The organism is Streptomyces sp. M41(2017) (assembly GCF_002078175.1).
Lineage (GTDB): Bacteria > Actinomycetota > Actinomycetes > Streptomycetales > Streptomycetaceae > Streptomyces.
The window spans coordinates 4,960,349-4,975,206 of record NZ_MWFK01000001.1; the positions used below are offsets into that span (position 1 = coordinate 4,960,349).

Annotated in this window: 15 protein-coding genes and 2 tRNA genes; 12 read left to right on the forward strand and 5 right to left on the reverse strand. The window is 71.9% G+C overall.

The genetic code is table 11. From position 1 onward, the window contains the following. Positions 1–34 precede the first annotated feature (34 nt). Entirely contained in the window at positions 35–568 is a 534-nt protein-coding gene (locus B0675_RS21650; protein WP_081220461.1) for a DUF309 domain-containing protein, read from the reverse strand. A gap of 99 nt (positions 569–667) precedes the next feature. Between B0675_RS21650 and B0675_RS21655 the strand changes: the two genes are divergently transcribed. Continuing rightward, positions 668–744, forward strand: a tRNA-Pro gene (locus B0675_RS21655). A gap of 92 nt (positions 745–836) precedes the next feature. On the opposite strand, the gene B0675_RS21660 is transcribed toward B0675_RS21655, so the two are convergent. Beyond that, positions 837–1,373: an NUDIX hydrolase family protein gene (locus B0675_RS21660; RefSeq protein ID WP_107482698.1), complete on the reverse strand. Its 537-nt coding sequence runs from the start codon at positions 1,371–1,373 to the stop codon at positions 837–839. Between the two features lie 244 nt (positions 1,374–1,617). On the opposite strand from B0675_RS21660, the gene B0675_RS21665 reads away from it, so the two are divergent. From B0675_RS21665 to B0675_RS21680, 4 genes are all read left to right on the forward strand, one after another. Further along, a complete protein-coding gene (locus B0675_RS21665) occupies positions 1,618–2,553 on the forward strand; it encodes a dioxygenase (protein ID WP_081220463.1) in 936 nt (311 codons plus the stop codon). Then, positions 2,550–3,644: a maleylacetate reductase gene (locus B0675_RS21670; protein ID WP_081220464.1), complete on the forward strand. Its 1,095-nt coding sequence runs from the start codon at positions 2,550–2,552 to the stop codon at positions 3,642–3,644. Before B0675_RS21665 ends, B0675_RS21670 begins: the two co-directional genes overlap by 4 nt. Positions 3,645–3,916: 272 nt before the next feature. Further along, a complete protein-coding gene (locus B0675_RS21675; protein WP_081220465.1) occupies positions 3,917–4,684 on the forward strand; it encodes an NPP1 family protein in 768 nt (255 codons plus the stop codon). A gap of 116 nt (positions 4,685–4,800) precedes the next feature. After that, positions 4,801–4,874: transfer RNA gene (locus B0675_RS21680), tRNA-Pro, on the forward strand. Positions 4,875–4,964: 90 nt separating this feature from the next. Here the strand turns inward: B0675_RS21680 and B0675_RS21685 are convergent. After that, positions 4,965–6,686: an FAD-dependent monooxygenase gene (locus tag B0675_RS21685; protein ID WP_081220466.1), complete on the reverse strand. Its 1,722-nt coding sequence runs from the start codon at positions 6,684–6,686 to the stop codon at positions 4,965–4,967. Between the two features lie 235 nt (positions 6,687–6,921). Here B0675_RS21685 and B0675_RS21690 point away from each other — a divergent pair, with 235 nt between their 5' ends. The 7 genes from B0675_RS21690 to B0675_RS21720 all read left to right on the forward strand — a co-directional run bounded on the left by B0675_RS21690 (position 6,922) and on the right by B0675_RS21720 (position 12,236). Further along, positions 6,922–8,046: a SchA/CurD-like domain-containing protein gene (locus B0675_RS21690; protein WP_081220467.1), complete on the forward strand. Its 1,125-nt coding sequence runs from the start codon at positions 6,922–6,924 to the stop codon at positions 8,044–8,046. Between the two features lie 67 nt (positions 8,047–8,113). After that, positions 8,114–8,596 carry a cupin domain-containing protein gene (locus B0675_RS21695; protein WP_081220468.1) on the forward strand — a complete coding sequence of 161 codons (483 nt, stop codon included), beginning with the start codon at positions 8,114–8,116 and terminating at the stop codon, positions 8,594–8,596. Beyond that, on the forward strand, positions 8,593–9,861 hold the full coding sequence (locus B0675_RS21700) for a beta-ketoacyl-[acyl-carrier-protein] synthase family protein (protein WP_081220469.1): 1,269 nt from the start codon (positions 8,593–8,595) through the stop codon (positions 9,859–9,861). Before B0675_RS21695 ends, B0675_RS21700 begins: the two co-directional genes overlap by 4 nt. Then, positions 9,858–11,111: a ketosynthase chain-length factor gene (locus B0675_RS21705; RefSeq protein WP_081220470.1), complete on the forward strand. Its 1,254-nt coding sequence runs from the start codon at positions 9,858–9,860 to the stop codon at positions 11,109–11,111. Before B0675_RS21700 ends, B0675_RS21705 begins: the two co-directional genes overlap by 4 nt. A 29-nt stretch (positions 11,112–11,140) precedes the next feature. Further along, positions 11,141–11,401 carry an acyl carrier protein gene (locus B0675_RS21710; protein WP_081220471.1) on the forward strand — a complete coding sequence of 87 codons (261 nt, stop codon included), beginning with the start codon at positions 11,141–11,143 and terminating at the stop codon, positions 11,399–11,401. Position 11,402: 1 nt separating this feature from the next. Further along, positions 11,403–11,876, forward strand: a complete 474-nt coding sequence (locus B0675_RS21715; protein ID WP_081220472.1) for an SRPBCC family protein — start codon at positions 11,403–11,405, stop codon at positions 11,874–11,876. Positions 11,877–11,903: 27 nt separating this feature from the next. Next, positions 11,904–12,236: a TcmI family type II polyketide cyclase gene (locus tag B0675_RS21720; RefSeq protein ID WP_081220473.1), complete on the forward strand. Its 333-nt coding sequence runs from the start codon at positions 11,904–11,906 to the stop codon at positions 12,234–12,236. Between the two features lie 110 nt (positions 12,237–12,346). Here the strand turns inward: B0675_RS21720 and B0675_RS21725 are convergent, their stop codons facing one another. Together B0675_RS21725 and B0675_RS21730 are read right to left on the reverse strand one after the other, a co-directional pair. Continuing rightward, positions 12,347–13,384, reverse strand: coding sequence for a methyltransferase (locus B0675_RS21725; RefSeq protein ID WP_081220474.1), 1,038 nt, complete (start codon positions 13,382–13,384; stop codon positions 12,347–12,349). Between the two features lie 68 nt (positions 13,385–13,452). Beyond that, the gene (locus B0675_RS21730; protein WP_081220475.1) at positions 13,453–14,517 is read right to left on the reverse strand and encodes a right-handed parallel beta-helix repeat-containing protein; all 1,065 of its coding nucleotides are present in this window, start codon (positions 14,515–14,517) and stop codon (positions 13,453–13,455) included. Positions 14,518–14,858 lie beyond the last annotated feature (341 nt).

The following is a 14,858-nucleotide window of genomic DNA, read 5'->3' on the forward strand; positions in this document are numbered from 1 at the left end:
CCGGGACGCCCGGCGCACCGCGTCCGGCTCCGCCTCAGCCGGCCCGCCCGCGCAGCCGCGGCGCCGACGCCGCCGCGTCGACCGGGACACCGCCACGCTCCACGGAATCCGCCAACTGCCTTGCCCAGTCGACCAGTTCCGCGAGCCCCAGATCGTGCGGCCGGGTCCGGCCGGTCTCCGCACCCCACTCCTCGACGGCTCCGGCGCCGCGCCGCAGCAGCCGGGCGCCGCCCGTCGTGTTCCCGCGGGCCGCGTGGGTGAGCCCCACGGCGAGCTGCGCCAGCCCGCGCCAGAGCCCCCGCTCGTCGTCCGGGCCGGACTTCCAGGCGTCCTCGAACACCTCGTGCGCGTGGAAGGGCCGTCCCGCGTCCAGCAGCGTCTGGGCCTCGGAGACCGACTCCCCGGGTGCGCGGACGACGCCCTCGGGCTGCCGCTCCACCCCGGCCGATCCGTACGGCAGGGGGCGGCCGAGGCCGTCGCGGGGCCGCGCGTTGCGCGCCCGGCCCTCGGGGTCCCGGTCACGACTCCCGCTCGACGGTGTCCGTGGTGTCCGTGGTGGTCCGCTCATGATCCGATTGTCCCGCTCTCCGCGCCCTCTGCGGGGCAGCCCCCGACGTGGGGTAAAGTTCTGTTCGCACGATCGCGCGGTCCGCCGCGCGGGACGCACCGGGACGTGGCGCAGCTTGGTAGCGCACTTGACTGGGGGTCAAGGGGTCGCAGGTTCAAATCCTGTCGTCCCGACCAGCTTTCGAGCAGGTCGGAGGCCGTTTTCTCATCCGTGAGAAAACGGCCTTCTCCGTCTCCCGGCCTGCCCGCTTCCCCGCGTCCCGTCGCCGCTAGGACAGGCGGCCGACGTGGGCCAGCGCCTGCCGCAGCAGCACTCCGTGACCGCCGGGCATCTCGTCCGCGACCATCGCCGACGAGGCCTCCTCCGGACTGAACCAGACCAGGTCGAGCGCGTCCTGCCGGGGACGGCAGTCGCCGGTCACCGGGACGATGTAGGCCAGGGACACCGCGTGCTGGCGCGGGTCGTGGAAGGGCGTGACGCCGAGTGTCGGGAAGTACTCGGCCACGGTGAAGGGCTGCAGGGAGGCGGGCACCCGGGGGAGTGCCACGGGGCCGAGGTCCTTCTCCAGGTGGCGCAGCAGCGCGTCGCGGACCCGCTCGTGGTGCAGCACCCGGCCGGAGACGAGGGTGCGGCTGACCGTCCCGTCCGGACCGATACGGAGCAGGAGCCCGATGTGGGTGACTTCGCCGTTGTCGTCGACGCGCACCGGGACCGCCTCGACGTACAGGATCGGCATGCGGGCGCGGGCCGATTCCAGTTCGTCGCGGGACAGCCAGCCGGGCGTGGTTTCGGTCAAGTCAGACATTGCTTGATCATACTTTCCGTGCGTCCGGTGCGTGCGTGTTGCTCGCGTCAACCATGCCTTACGGAAAGGGCGATCATGTATCCCCCGGCGTCTCCCGCCTGTGTCGGGACCCCGCGGGCGGCCGTCGCGGGGGCGGGCGGACGGGACACCGACGACGGGTTCGCCGGCTTGCCGGCCCCGGCGCGGGTGGCCTCGTAGCCTGGGCACCTGCCCGGCAGGACGACCTAGGGACCACGGGAGCGGCATGGCGGAGTACTTCGGCAGGGATGTCGCCACGAACGTCGGCGCGGACGTCAGTGCGAGCGTCGGTTCGGACGTCGGTACGGACTTCACGACCGAGATCACCGAAGCGGTCGTCGACAGCTTCGCCGGCACGCCCGACCCACGATTGCGCGGGCTGCTCGGCGCGCTCACCCGCCATCTCCACGACTTCGTCCGGGAGACGCAGCCGACCATGGAGGAGTGGGAACAGGCCATCGGCTTCCTGACGGCGACGGGGCACATGTGCACCGACACCCGGCAGGAGTTCATCCTCCTGTCGGACGTGCTCGGTGTCTCCATGCTCGTGGAGACCCTGAACGGCCACCGGGACCCGCGTACGACGGAGTCGACCGTCCTCGGCCCGTTCCACATGACGGCGTCGCCGCCGCGTGAACTCGGCGCGGACATCGACCTGATGGGCACCGGTGAACCGTGCGTGATCGACGGGCAGGTGCTCTCGCGCGACGGGACTCCGCTGCCCGGGGCGGTCCTCGACGTGTGGCAGGCGAACGGGGAGGGCTTCTACGACGTCCAGCAGCCGGACGTCCAGCCTCCGGGCAACGGGCGCGGACTCTTCACGGCCGACGCCGAGGGCCGCTTCCGGTTCCGCACCTGTGTGCCGAGCCCGTACCCGATCCCCACCGACGGCCCGGTCGGCGCCCTGCTGGGAGCCACCGCCCGGCACCCCTACCGCCCCGCCCACATCCACTTCATCGCCTCGGCGGCGGGCCACGCCCCCGTCACCACGCACATCTTCGTGGCGGGCGGCGCGCATCTCGAATCGGATGCCGTCTTCGCCGTCAAGAAGAGCCTCGTACAGGACTTCACCCAGACCGACGACCCCTCCCTGGCACGGGAGTTCGGCGTCGCGAACCCGTTCCGGCACGCGCACTTCGACCTCGTACTGGAGCCGGAATGAGCAACCTCCCCCAGAGCCCGCTCGACTTCTCCTACGAGACCCGGCCCGCACGGGTGGTGTTCCGGCCCGGCGCGGCGGTGAGCGCGACGCCCGGCGAGGCCGCCCGGCTCGGACTGCATCGCGTCCTGGTGATCTGCGGCAGCCGGGGCGAGGCCGTCGCGCGATCGGTGGCGGACGCCCTCGGCGACAGCTGTGCGGGGGTGCACGCGGGAGCCCGGATGCACGTCCCCGCGGAGGTGGCCGACCGCGCCGTCGAGGCGGCACGGGAGGCGGGCGCGGACGGCTGCGTCGCCGTCGGCGGCGGCTCGGCGATCGGCCTGGGCAAGGCGGTGGCGCTGCGCACCGGACTGCCGTTGATCGCCGTGCCCACCACCTACTCCGGCTCCGAGATGACGTCCGTGTGGGGCCTCACCGAGCACGGGGCCAAGCGCACCGGACGCGACCCGTCCGTGCAGCCGCGCTCCGTCGTCTACGACCCCGGACTGACCCTCGCCCTCCCGGTGCCCCTCTCGGTGACCAGCGGCGTCAACGCCCTCGCGCACGCCGTGGAGGCGCTGTACGCGCCCGACGCGTCCCCGCTCGTCTCCCTGATGGCCGAGGAAGGCGTCCGCGCGATGACGGGCGCCCTCCGGCGGGTGGCCGAGGCCCCCGGCGACCTGGAGGCGCGCGGACGCGCCCTGTACGGCGCCTGGCTCTGCGGCGCCTGCCTCGGCGCGACCACCATGGGACTGCACCACAAGCTCTGCCACGTGCTCGGCGGCACCTTCGGTCTGCCGCACGCCGAGACCCACACCGTGGTCCTGCCCTACGCCCTGGCCTACAACGCGGCCGCCGCGCCGCGGGCGATCACCGCGCTCGCGCGGGCGCTGGACACCGACGACGTGCCGCACGCCCTGCGGCAGTTCGCGGCAGACCTCGGCGCTCCGCGCACGCTCGCCGAACTCGGCCTGAAGGAGAGCGACCTGAGCCGGGCGGCGGCCGAGGTCGCCACGGAGTCGTACCCCAACCCCCGCGAGGTGACGGCCCACGGCGTCCTCGGGCTGCTGACGGCGGCGTACGAGGGCTGGGAGCCGCGGGCCGGGGGCGAGTGAGGGTTCCGGGGCCCCGGTCGCCGGTCGCGGAGCCGGTCCCGGCGGGACGGTACTTCGGCGACAACTGGGTTGCCGAGTAGGGGAGTTGTGCTGTCGGGGTGTCCGGATTACCCCAACAGTCCGTCGTGGAAAACGCATTGGCTGATCCTTCATCGCTCGGACACCCGCGGAGTCTGGCGTTTTCGCCGCACGCCCGGAAAGCTGATCTGGGCATGCCAACCTGACCGCGTGGTCTGCCCCGCCCCCACGCCGCGGTCGATCTGGAGGACGCAGTGAAGAGAAGCTCGCGGATCCGCAAGGTCTCGCTCATCCTCGGCAGCGCCGTCGCGCTGGTCGTCGCCTTCCCGGGCATGGCCCTCGCCGACCCGCCCAAGGCCTTGCCCGCGAACGCGGACGGACTGGAGCAGACGTTCCAGCCGGCCTTCGACTACGACACCGACGGCTGCTACCCGACGCCCGCCATCGGTCCCGACGGGACGGTCAACGGCGGCCTCAACCCCTCCGGCGCCCTGAACGGCCAGTGCCGCGACTCCTGGGACCTCGACAACACCAACGGCTACTCCCGCGAGAAGTGCAACAACGGCTGGTGCGCCATCATGTACGGCCTCTACTTCGAGAAGGACCAGGCGGTCGCGGGCAGCGGCCTCGGCGGACACCGCAACGACTGGGAACACGTCGTGGTGTGGGTCCAGGACAACGAGGCCAAGTACGTGTCCACCTCGGCCCACGGAAACTTCAACATCTACGGCCGGGACCAGATCCGCTGGGACGGCACGCACCCCAAGGTCGTCTACCACAAGGACGGCATCGGAACGCACTGCTTCCGGCCCGCGAACACCAACGACGAGCCGCCGGAGAACCACCAGCACACCTGGCAGTTCCCGACCCTGGTCGGCTGGAACGGCTACCCGGCCGGGCTGCGCGACAAGTTGAGCGCCTACAACTTCGGCAGCGCCGTGTTCGGCCTCAAGGACGGCAACTTCAACGCGCACCTCGTGAAGGCGAAGCCGGCCGGCATCACCTTCGACCCCAACGCCTGACGGGCGGCCCGCCGACCCCCGCTGGGCTGGGACGATGACGGTGCGTGCGGAGGCACCCACCGAGGTGCGGTAGGGTTCGGATGCGCGATCGCACGGGACACCGGGTGGCGGCGCATCGGGACGTGGCGCAGCTTGGTAGCGCACTTGACTGGGGGTCAAGGGGTCGCAGGTTCAAATCCTGTCGTCCCGACTTTACGAAGTCGTCGGCCGGAGGCCGTATCGGGTGACCGATACGGCCTCCGGCCGTTTCCAGGCCCGGCGGGGGCGGTGCGACCGGGGATCAGCCGCAGTCGAGGACCGTGGTGAGCGCCTCCCGCAGCGCCGCGGCGGGATCCGCGGACCCCTCCTCGGACCGCCAGGCGACGAACCCGTCGGGGCGGACCAGCACCGCGCCGTCCCTGGAGACGCCGTGGGCCTGCGCCCACTCCGTGTCGTCCGCGGGCGCCAGTTCGGCCTCGGGCCGGACGCCCACCCGGTAGGAGTCCAGCGGGACGTCGAGCTCCCGCGCCACGTCCTGGGCCGCGTCGTGCCAGCCGCCGCTGCCGTCCGCCGAGCTGAGCAGCACCATGGACCGCTCGTACAGGTCGAGCGTGGAGACCCGCTCGCCCGAGCGGGTCAGCCACTGGTGCGGCGCCCGCGTCCCCGGTTCACCCGTCAGCCGTACACCGTCGGGCACGACCGGGGCCGCCGGATCGGCGCCCACCACGGCACCCCGCGGGTACCGGTAGGCGAGCGCCACGTTCAGGATCCCGCCCTTCCTGCCGCCGGGACCCCCGGCACCTCCCGGACGCCCCGGGCCACCGGGTCCACCAGGGCCACCGGCACCGCCCGGGCCGGCCGCCGCGGGGGACGGCGTGTACCCCGGGTGGCTGTGCTCGACCGAACGCGACGAGGCCCGTGCGCTGGTCGCCTCCGCCACCGGCCGGCGCTCGGCGTCGTACGACGCGAGCAGCCCCGTGCCGGCCCAGCCGCCGATCACCGCGGACAGTTTCCAGGCCAGGTTGTGGGCGTCCTGGATACCGGTGTTGGAGCCGAACGCGCCGGTCGGGGACATCTCGTGCGCCGAGTCGCCCGCGAGGAACACCCGCCGGTCCGCGTACCGTTCGGCGACCCGCTCGGCCGCGTGCCAGGCGGCCCGCCCGGTGATCCGCACGTCCAGGTCCGGCACGCCCGTCGCCCGCCGGATGTGCTCCACGCACCGCTCGTCGGTGAACTCCTCGATGGTTTCGCCCCGTTCGGGATGCCAGGGGGCGTGGAAGACCCAGTGCTCCTTGTTGTCGACGGGCAGCAGCGCGCCGTCCGCCTCCGGATCGGTGAGGTAGCAGACGATGAACCGGCGGTCGCCCACGACCTCCGCGAGACCGCGGGAGGTGAACGTGACGCTCACGTTGTGGAACAGGTCGCCCGGCCCGGTCTGGCCGATGCGGAGCGCCTCACGGACGGGGCTGCGCGGTCCGTCCGCCGCGACCAGGTAGTCCGCGCGGATCGTGGTGTGCTCGCCGGTCTCGCGGCTCTTGACCATCGCGGTCACCCCGTCGGGGTCCTGCTCGAACGACATCAGCTCCGTGGAGAACCGGAGGTCGCCGCCCAGCTCCCGGGCGCTCTCCAGCAGCACCGGCTCCAGATCGTTCTGGCTGCACAGGCACCAGGCGCCGGGGCTGAAGCGGGCCAGGCCGCCGCCCGGGTCGATCTCCTTGAACAGCCACTCGCCCGCGTCGCCCACCAGGGACGGCGTCTGCAGGATGCCGTGGTTGTCCGCCAGCACCGAGGCGGCCTCCTCGATGCGCCGCTGCACTCCGGCCGTCCGGAAGAGCTCCATCGTGCGCACGTTGTTGCCGCGCCCGCGCGGATGGTGCGAGGTGCCCGAGTGACGCTCCACGAGGATGTGCGGTACGCCGAGACGGCCCAGGAAGAGCGAGGTGGAGAGTCCCACCAGCGAGCCGCCGACGATGAGGACGGGCGTGCGGTGACCGATCTCGCCGGCCCCTTCGAATCGGTTCATTGACTGCCTCCAGGCGTCGCCTGCGACGTGGTGGGAGATGACGATGCCGATTCCACGCCCTGTGGGACCGGTTCGCGCGTCGGAGGCACCCGGATGGCTCGCCGTTCACTCGTCCGACCCGGCGGGGTCGCGCAGTCGGGAGGTCCCGTCAACGATCGGCTCATGGCGGCCCCGGCCTTTTCGGACACCGCGGTCGTTCCTCGCTTTCCGTGACCAAGAGGAGAGGTGTGCCGGAATGACCATCTCGGGACGTATCTCGCAGTCGGCCTTCGACGGCTCCAGGCTTCGGGTGATTCTGCTGCTGGACCTGTACGAAGGGGCCCAGGAGCAGTTCCTCGAGGCGTACGAACTCATGCGCAACCAGGTCGCCTCGGTGCCCGGTCACATCAGTGACCAGCTGTGCCAGTCGATCGAGAACCCCTCGCAGTGGCTCATCACCAGCGAGTGGGAGAGCGCGCCCCCGTTCCTCGCCTGGGTGAACAGCGAGGAGCACGTCGAGACGGTACGGCCGATGCACAGCTGCGTCCGGGACACCCGGTCGATGCGCTACAGCATCCTCCGCGAGACCCACCCCGCCCAGGACCTCACCGGACAGCCCGCCTCGCCGGCCCCGCAGGTGGAGGCCCGCGTCGGAGACGGCGTCGCCCGCCACGCCCTCACCTTCACGGTGAAGCCCGGCTCCGAGTCCAAGGTCGCCGAGCTGCTGGCCGGCTACACGTCGCCGCAGGCCCAGGTCGACGACAACACCCGGCTGCGCCGCACCTCGCTCTTCATGCACGGCAACCGCGTCGTACGCGCCGTGGAGGTGGAGGGCGACCTCCTCGCCGCGCTGCGCCACGTGGCACGCCAGCCCGAGGTGCGGGCGGTCGAGGAGGCCATCAACCCGTACCTGGAGCAGGACCGGGACCTGAGCGACCCGGACTCCGCGCGGGTCTTCTTCACCCGGGCGGCGCTGCCCGCCGTGCACCACGTGGTCTCCGGCCGCGAGGAGCCCGCGCAGCTGCGGCGGCACGCCCTGTACTACCCGGCACGGCCGGGCTGCGGAACGGAGCTGGCGAAGTTCCTCTCCCACCAGGACGAGGCGGCGGCCGACGACCAGGGCAGCCCCGTGTACCGCAGCACCGTTTTCCAGCGTGACGACATCGTCGTCCGGCTGATCGACATCGTGGGCGAGCTCGACCTGGACCCCGTCGCCTCGCTCGGCCTCAAGGGCCCCCAGAAGGCCGCCGAGCTGGAACGCCTGCTCGACGGTGCCGCGATCGGCGTCGAAGGCGCCCTGTCGACGGAACGCAACACCAACCGTCTGCTGTCGCACGCCGACATGCTGCCCGTCACCGACCGCAGCGCGTCGGACTCCTGAGGGACTCCACAGCCAGCGTCCGCGGACGTCCCACCCGGCGTCCCCGCCCCACCCGGAGGAACCAAGCATGATCACGAATCATCCACGCATCGTGGACCTGAGCGAGACGGAACCCAACCGCAGGCGCGGCGGAGACGTCCGGGCCATGCTCACGCCCGCCACCGCGGGGTCCACCAGCGGCTTCATGGGCCTGGCCATCATGCAGCCCGGCGAGCGCATCAGCGAGCACTACCACCCGTACTCCGAGGAGTTCGTGTTCGTGGTGAACGGCGCCCTCGAAGTCGACCTGGACGGCGAGGCGTTCGCGCTCCAGCCCGACCAGGGTCTGCTCATCCCGATCAACATGCGGCACCGCTTCCGCAACGTCGGCGACACCGAGGCCCGCATGGTCTTCCACCTCGGCCCGCTCGCCCCGCGCCCGAGCCTCGGCCACGTCGACACCGAGGAGACGGACGACACCCAGCCCGCTCCGCGGTTCGCCACCACCGGGCCGGACCTGTCCGCGCCGGACCACGGACAGGCGTCCGAGCGAAGTGGGGCCATACAGTGACCCGGCGAGTGGCCGTCACCGGCATCGGTGTGGTCGCTCCGGGCGGAACCGGGACGAAGGCGTTCTGGGACCTCCTCGCAAGCGGCCGCACCGCGACCCGCGGCATCACGCTCTTCGACCCTGCGGGACTGCGCTCCCGCATAGCCGCCGAGTGCGACTTCGACCCTCTCGCGCACGGACTCGACCCGCAGCTCGTCCGCGACGCCGACCGCTACATCCAGTTCGCGGTCGTCGCCGCCGGGGAAGCCGTCCGTGACGCGGGCATCGACACCGCCGAGCAGGACCCCTGGCGCGTGGCGGTCTCCCTCGGCAGCGCCGTCGGCGGCACCACCCGCCTGGAGCACGACTACGTCAAGGTCAGCGAGGGCGGCAGCCGGTGGGACGTCGACCACCGCACCGCCGACCCCCAGCTGCACCTGGCGTTCTCGCCCAGCACGCTCGCCTCGGTCGTCGCCGAGGAGTTCGGGGCCCAGGGGCCCGTGCAGACCGTCTCCACCGGCTGCACCTCAGGACTCGACGCGGTCGGCTACGCCTTCCACACCATCGAGGAGGGCCGGGCCGACATCTGCATCGCCGGCGCGTCCGACTCCCCGATCTCCCCGATCACCATGGCCTGCTTCGACGCCATCAAGGCCACGTCGCCGGACAACGACGACCCGGAGCACGCCTCACGGCCCTTCGACGCCCACCGCAACGGGTTCGTCATGGGCGAGGGCGCCGCGGTACTGATCCTGGAGGAGTACGAACACGCCAGGGCACGCGGCGCGCACATCTACTGCGAGATCGGCGGCTACGCCACCTACGGCAACGCCTACCACATGACCGGTCTGACCAGTGAGGGACTGGAGATGTCCCGGGCGATCGACACCACGCTCGACCAGGCCCGTCTCGACCCCACACTGATCGACTACGTCAACGCGCACGGCTCCGGCACCCGGCAGAACGACCGCCACGAGACCGCAGCCGTCAAGCGCTCCCTGGGCGACCACGCCTACGGCACGCCCATGAGCTCCATCAAGTCCATGGTGGGCCACTCGCTCGGCGCGATCGGCGCCATCGAGGTCGTCGCCTGCGTCCTCGCCCTGAAGCACCAGGTCGTACCGCCCACGGCGAACTACGAGACCCCGGACCCGGAGTGCGACCTGGACTACGTGCCGCGCACCGCCCGCCCGCGGAAGCTGAGGAACGTGCTCTCCGTCGGCAGCGGATTCGGCGGGTTCCAGTCCGCGGTGCTGCTGACCGGGCCGGAAGGGAGGACACGATGAGCACGCAGCGTACGCAGCGCCCCGGGCGCGCCGCCGTCACCGGCATCGGAGTCATCGCCCCCAACGGACAGACCGCCGACGCCTACTGGAAGTCCGTCAGGGAGGGGCTCGGCGTCCTCGACCGGATCACCCGCGAGGGCTGCGGGCATCTGCCGCTGCGCGTCGCGGGCGAGGTCCGGTCGTTCGAGGCCGCCGACCTCATCGAGGAGCGGTTCCTCGTCCAGACCGACCGCTTCAGCCACTTCGCACTGGGCGCGACGGTCCTCGCCCTCGACGACGCCGGACTCGGTGACGTCGACCCCGAGGAGGCGTACGACATCGGCGTCGTCACCGCCGCGGGATCCGGCGGCGGCGAGTTCGGCCAGCGCGAACTGCAGAAGCTGTGGGGTCAGGGATCCCGGTACGTCGGCCCGTACCAGTCCATCGCCTGGTTCTACGCCGCCAGCACCGGTCAGATCTCCATCCGCGGCGGCTTCAAGGGTCCCTGCGGTGTGGTCGCGAGCGACGAGGCGGGCGGACTGGACGCCGTCGCGCACGCCGCCCGCGGTGTCCGGCGCGGTACCGGCGCGATGGTCGTCGGCGCGGCGGAGGCCCCCCTCGCCCCGTACTCGATGGTCTGCCAGCTCGCCTACCCCGAGCTCAGCACCGTCGAGGACCCCGACCGCGCCTACCGCCCCTTCACCAAGGGAGCCTGCGGCTTCGTCCCCGCCGAGGGCGGCGCCATGTTCGTCGTCGAGGACGAGCGGCGGGCCCGTGAACGCGGGGCGACCGTCCGGGCCGTCGTCGCCGGACACGCGGCGACCTTCACCGGTGCCTCGCAGTGGGAGCGGTCCAGGGAGGGACTCGCGCAGGCCATCCGCGGCGCCCTCGCCGAGGCCGACTGCGCGCCGGAGGAGATCGACGTCGTCTTCGCGGATGCCCTCGGTGTCCCCGAGGCCGACCGGGCCGAGGCCCTCGCCATCGCCGACGCCCTCGGCGCGCACGGGACCCGGGTCCCCGTCACGGCACCCAAGACGGGCATCGGACGCGCCTACTGCGGGGCGCCCCTGCTCGACACGGCGGCCGCGGTGCTCGCGATGGAGCACGGCCAGGTACCGCCCACCCCGAACGTGTTCGACATCTGCCACGACCTCGACCTGGTGACGTCGGACGCCCGTCCCGCCGAGCTGCGGACGGCCCTGATCCTCAGCCGGGGACTCATGGGCTCCAACGCGGCGCTCGTCGTGCGCCGCGGAGACTCCGCCCGCTAGTCCGGGCGGCAAGTGAGGAGAACACACGCATGATCACCACCGAAGTGACCCTCGACGAACTGGCCGCGCTGATGAAGAAGGCGGCCGGGATCACCGTCGACCCCCAGGAACTCGCGAAGGCCTCCGACGCGCCCTTCGGCACCCTCGGCCTCGACTCGCTCGCGCTGCTCGGCATCGTCGGCGAGCTGGAGAACCGGTACAGCCGGCCCCTCCCGCCGGACGCCGAACGCTGCAAGACCCCCCGCGAGTTCCTCGACCTCGTCAACGACACCCTCAAGGCTGGAGCCTGACGTGCCCGGACACACCGACAACAGCATCACCATCGACGCCCCTCTCGACCTCGTCTGGGACATGACGAACGACATCGAGAACTGGCCCCGGCTGTTCAGCGAGTACGCCTCCCTCGAAGTCCTCTCCCGGGAGGGCGACTCGACGACGTTCCGCCTCACCATGCACCCGGACGAGAACGGGAAGGTGTGGAGCTGGGTCTCGGAGCGCACCATGGACCGCGCCGCGCGGACCGTCCGGGCCCGCCGCGTGGAGACCGGCCCCTTCGCGCACATGAACATCCGGTGGGAGTACGAGGAGACGCCGGCCGGCACCCACATGCGGTGGGTGCAGGACTTCGCGATGAAGCCCGAGGCCCCGGTCGACGACGACTGGATGACGGACAACATCAACCGGAACTCCGCCACCCAGATGGGCCTCATCCGGGACAAGATCGAGCAGGCCGCCCGGGAGCGCCGCAGCGCGCCCGTCAGCTGACCCACGGCACACAGGAAGGACCGTCCGATGCACCACGCCCTGATCGTCGCCCGTATGGCGCCCGGTTCGGCGCCCGCGATCTCCGACGTGTTCGCCGCCTCCGACCGCGGCGAACTGCCGCACCTCATCGGGGTCAACCGGCGCAGCCTCTTCCAGTTCGGTGATGTGTACCTGCACCTCATCGAGTCCGAGCGGGACCCGGCGCCGGCCATCGCGAAGGTGGCGGGACACCCGGAGTTCCGGAACGTGAGTGACGAACTGGCGGCGTACGTGAGCGCCTACGACCCGCAGACGTGGCGGAGCCCCAAGGACGCCATGGCGCAGTGCTTCTACACGTGGGAGCGGAACACCGCGTCCTGACCGGGCACCCCGGAACACACCCGAGGCCGCCGGCTCCGCGAGAAGCGGAACCGGCGGCCTCGGGTTTTCCGGGTTCTTCGTGCGGCTCTGTTCGAGGTGTCCTGCCAGGATCAGGCGGGGACCGTGCACTCGAAGGCGTGCAGGTACGCGTTCACCGGGCGGACCTCGCCGATGACCAGACCGGCGTCCGTGAGCCGGTCGACCATGCTCTGCCGGGTGTGCTTGGCGCCGCCCACGTTCAGGAGGAGCAGCAGGTCCATGGCGGTCGTGAACTTCATGGAGGGCGTGTCGTCCACCAGGTTCTCGATGACGATGACCCGGGCACCGGGACGCGCGGCCCTGCGGACGTTGGCGAGCGCCCGGCGGGTGCTCTCGTCGTCCCATTCCAGGATGTTCTTGATGATGTACACGTCGGCCTGCACCGGGATGTCCTGGCGGCAGTCACCGGGCACGATCCGCACCCGCTCCGCCAGTGCCCCGCCCTCGCGCAGCCGGGCGTCGGCGTTCTCCACCACGCCCGGCAGGTCGAGCAGCGTGCCGTGCAGGGCGGGGTGCTTCTCCAGCAGGCTCGCCACGACCTGCCCCTGTCCGCCTCCGATGTCCGCGACCGAGGTGACGCCCTCCAGGTCGAGCAGCTCGGCGACGTCCCGCGCGGACTGCGCGCTGGACGTGGTCATGGCGCGGTTGAAGACGTGCGCGGACTCGGGCGCCTCCTCGTTGAGGTAGGTGAAGAACTCCCGGCCGTACACGTTCTCGAAGACGTTGTCGCCGGAGCGGACCGCCTCGTCGAGCTGCGGCCAGACCGCCCACGTCCACGGCTCGGTGCACCACAGGGCGATGTACCGGAGGCTGTGCGGGTCGTCCTCGCGCAGCAGCCGGGACATCTCCGTGTGCCCGAAGGTGCCGTCCGGGTGCTCCACGAAGACGCCCTGGCAGGACAGCGCGCGCAGCAGCCGGCGCAGCGTGTGCGGCTGGGTCTTCACCGCCGCCGCCAGGTCCTCCACCTCCATGGGGCGGTCGTCGAGCGCGTCGGCCACGCCGAGGCGGGCGGCGGCGCGTACGGCGGCGGCGCAGGCCGCTCCGAACACGAGCTCCCGCAGCCGCATGGGCGGCGGGGGAGTCTGGTCGACCTGTTCGACTGTCGTCATGGGTGCCTCGCTTCTGGTGTCGTGCTGTACGGGGGAGGGGGACCGGAGTGCTGGGGGAGCTCCCCCGATCAGCACAGCCCGGCGGGTACGGAGACCTTGCAGGAGTTGCCCCGGAACGTGTTGCCCTGGCCGGTGTCACGGTTGGCGAGGTCGGCGGGGCCGTTGCGCCGCAGGATGTTGTCGCGGACGTCGTTGTGTTCGTTGAGGGCGCCCACGAAGCTCTTGAACAGGACGATGCCGCCGGACAGCGGGGACGTGCCGACGTTGTCCTCGATCCGGTTGCGCGTCACGTGGATGTCCTCCGCGCCGGTGAGGACGATGCCGGAGCCCTGGAGGAAGGGCAGCCGCGCGGTCTTGGGGCAGAACTTGTTGTTGGCGTGGATGTGGTTCTGACGCACGGTCACGGCACCGACCCGCGGCTTGTTCTCGTCGCCGACGATGTTGATGGCGGAGCAGTTGCCGGTGGCGTCGTTGTGGCCGACGGTCAGGTTACGCAGCCGTCGTACGGTGATGCCGATGCGGTTGCCGCTGAGCAGGTTGCGGGAGACGACGGCGCCGTCGGTGTCCAGGGCGCCTTCCTCGGCGGTGACCGTGTTGGAGAGGAAGACTCCGGCGTCACCGTTGTTCCGGGCGGTGTTGCCGACGATCCGCGTGCGCGTGGAGCGCTCGGTGGCGAGCCCCCACTGACCGTTCTGCTCGGTGGTCACGGCGCGGACGGTGAGACGGTCGGTGCCGGTCGCCCAGAGGCCCTGCTTGGTGAAGCCCCGCAGGGTCAGGGCGGCCACGGTGACGTTCCGGACGGGGATGCCGCCCGTGCCGGTGACGCAGACGCCGTTGCCCGCGCCGGCGCACGCGTCGGCGGCGGTCGTCGTGCCCGGCACGATCACGGTGTTGCGGGCGCCGGAGCCTCGCAGGGTCAGGCCCGACACGGTGATGCGGACGCTCTCGTGGTAGGTGCCCGGCGAGACGACGACGGTGTCGCCCGGCTTCGCCGCGTCCACGGCCTTCTGGATGGATTCGCCGGCGCGCACGAGGTGCACCGACCGGTGGGCGGCCGAGGGGGCGGCGGCGCCCACGCCCGACGCCACGACCGCCGCCGCGCAGGCGAGGTGGGCCAACTGTCGTTTGGTCATAGGCCGAAGTTATGAAGGGGGGTTGCGGCCCGCCACCGGTGATCGCCCAGGTGGGCCCGCCCCTGTCACCGTGACGCGCCGAGGCGGAGAGGAACGCCGTGACCGCCGATGCGGACGGCCCGGGTGCCGGGAGCCGCGTCCTGGGTCGCCCCTCCCCTGCCCGCGTCTCGTGCCGGCCCGGCCGACCGCCGGCCGGCCGCCGTGCCCCTGACCGCGCCCACACCGCGCCGTCAGGAACGCCGGCCGCCGGCGCTACGGCCGCCCCGACGGGAGCGGTAGGCCGATCCAGCGTCGGCCGGACCGGTGAACCCGAGGTCCGACAACGCGCCCCTGGCCCGGAT

Bases quoted from the DNA above. Each gene is read 5' to 3' on its own strand.
- B0675_RS21650 (WP_081220461.1), bottom strand. From the start codon at position 568: ATGAGCGGACCACCACGGACACCACGGACACCGTCGAGCGGGAGTCGT.
- B0675_RS21660 (WP_107482698.1), bottom strand. From the start codon at position 1,373: ATGTCTGACTTGACCGAAACCACGCCCGGCTGGCTGTCCCGCGACGAA.
- B0675_RS21665 (WP_081220463.1), top strand. From the start codon at position 1,618: ATGGCGGAGTACTTCGGCAGGGATGTCGCCACGAACGTCGGCGCGGAC.
- B0675_RS21670 (WP_081220464.1), top strand. From the start codon at position 2,550: ATGAGCAACCTCCCCCAGAGCCCGCTCGACTTCTCCTACGAGACCCGG.
- B0675_RS21685 (WP_081220466.1), bottom strand. From the start codon at position 6,686: ATGAACCGATTCGAAGGGGCCGGCGAGATCGGTCACCGCACGCCCGTC.
- B0675_RS21690 (WP_081220467.1), top strand. From the start codon at position 6,922: ATGACCATCTCGGGACGTATCTCGCAGTCGGCCTTCGACGGCTCCAGG.
- B0675_RS21695 (WP_081220468.1), top strand. From the start codon at position 8,114: ATGATCACGAATCATCCACGCATCGTGGACCTGAGCGAGACGGAACCC.
- B0675_RS21705 (WP_081220470.1), top strand. From the start codon at position 9,858: ATGAGCACGCAGCGTACGCAGCGCCCCGGGCGCGCCGCCGTCACCGGC.
- B0675_RS21710 (WP_081220471.1), top strand. From the start codon at position 11,141: ATGATCACCACCGAAGTGACCCTCGACGAACTGGCCGCGCTGATGAAG.
- B0675_RS21720 (WP_081220473.1), top strand. From the start codon at position 11,904: ATGCACCACGCCCTGATCGTCGCCCGTATGGCGCCCGGTTCGGCGCCC.
- B0675_RS21725 (WP_081220474.1), bottom strand. From the start codon at position 13,384: ATGACGACAGTCGAACAGGTCGACCAGACTCCCCCGCCGCCCATGCGG.
- B0675_RS21730 (WP_081220475.1), bottom strand. From the start codon at position 14,517: ATGACCAAACGACAGTTGGCCCACCTCGCCTGCGCGGCGGCGGTCGTG.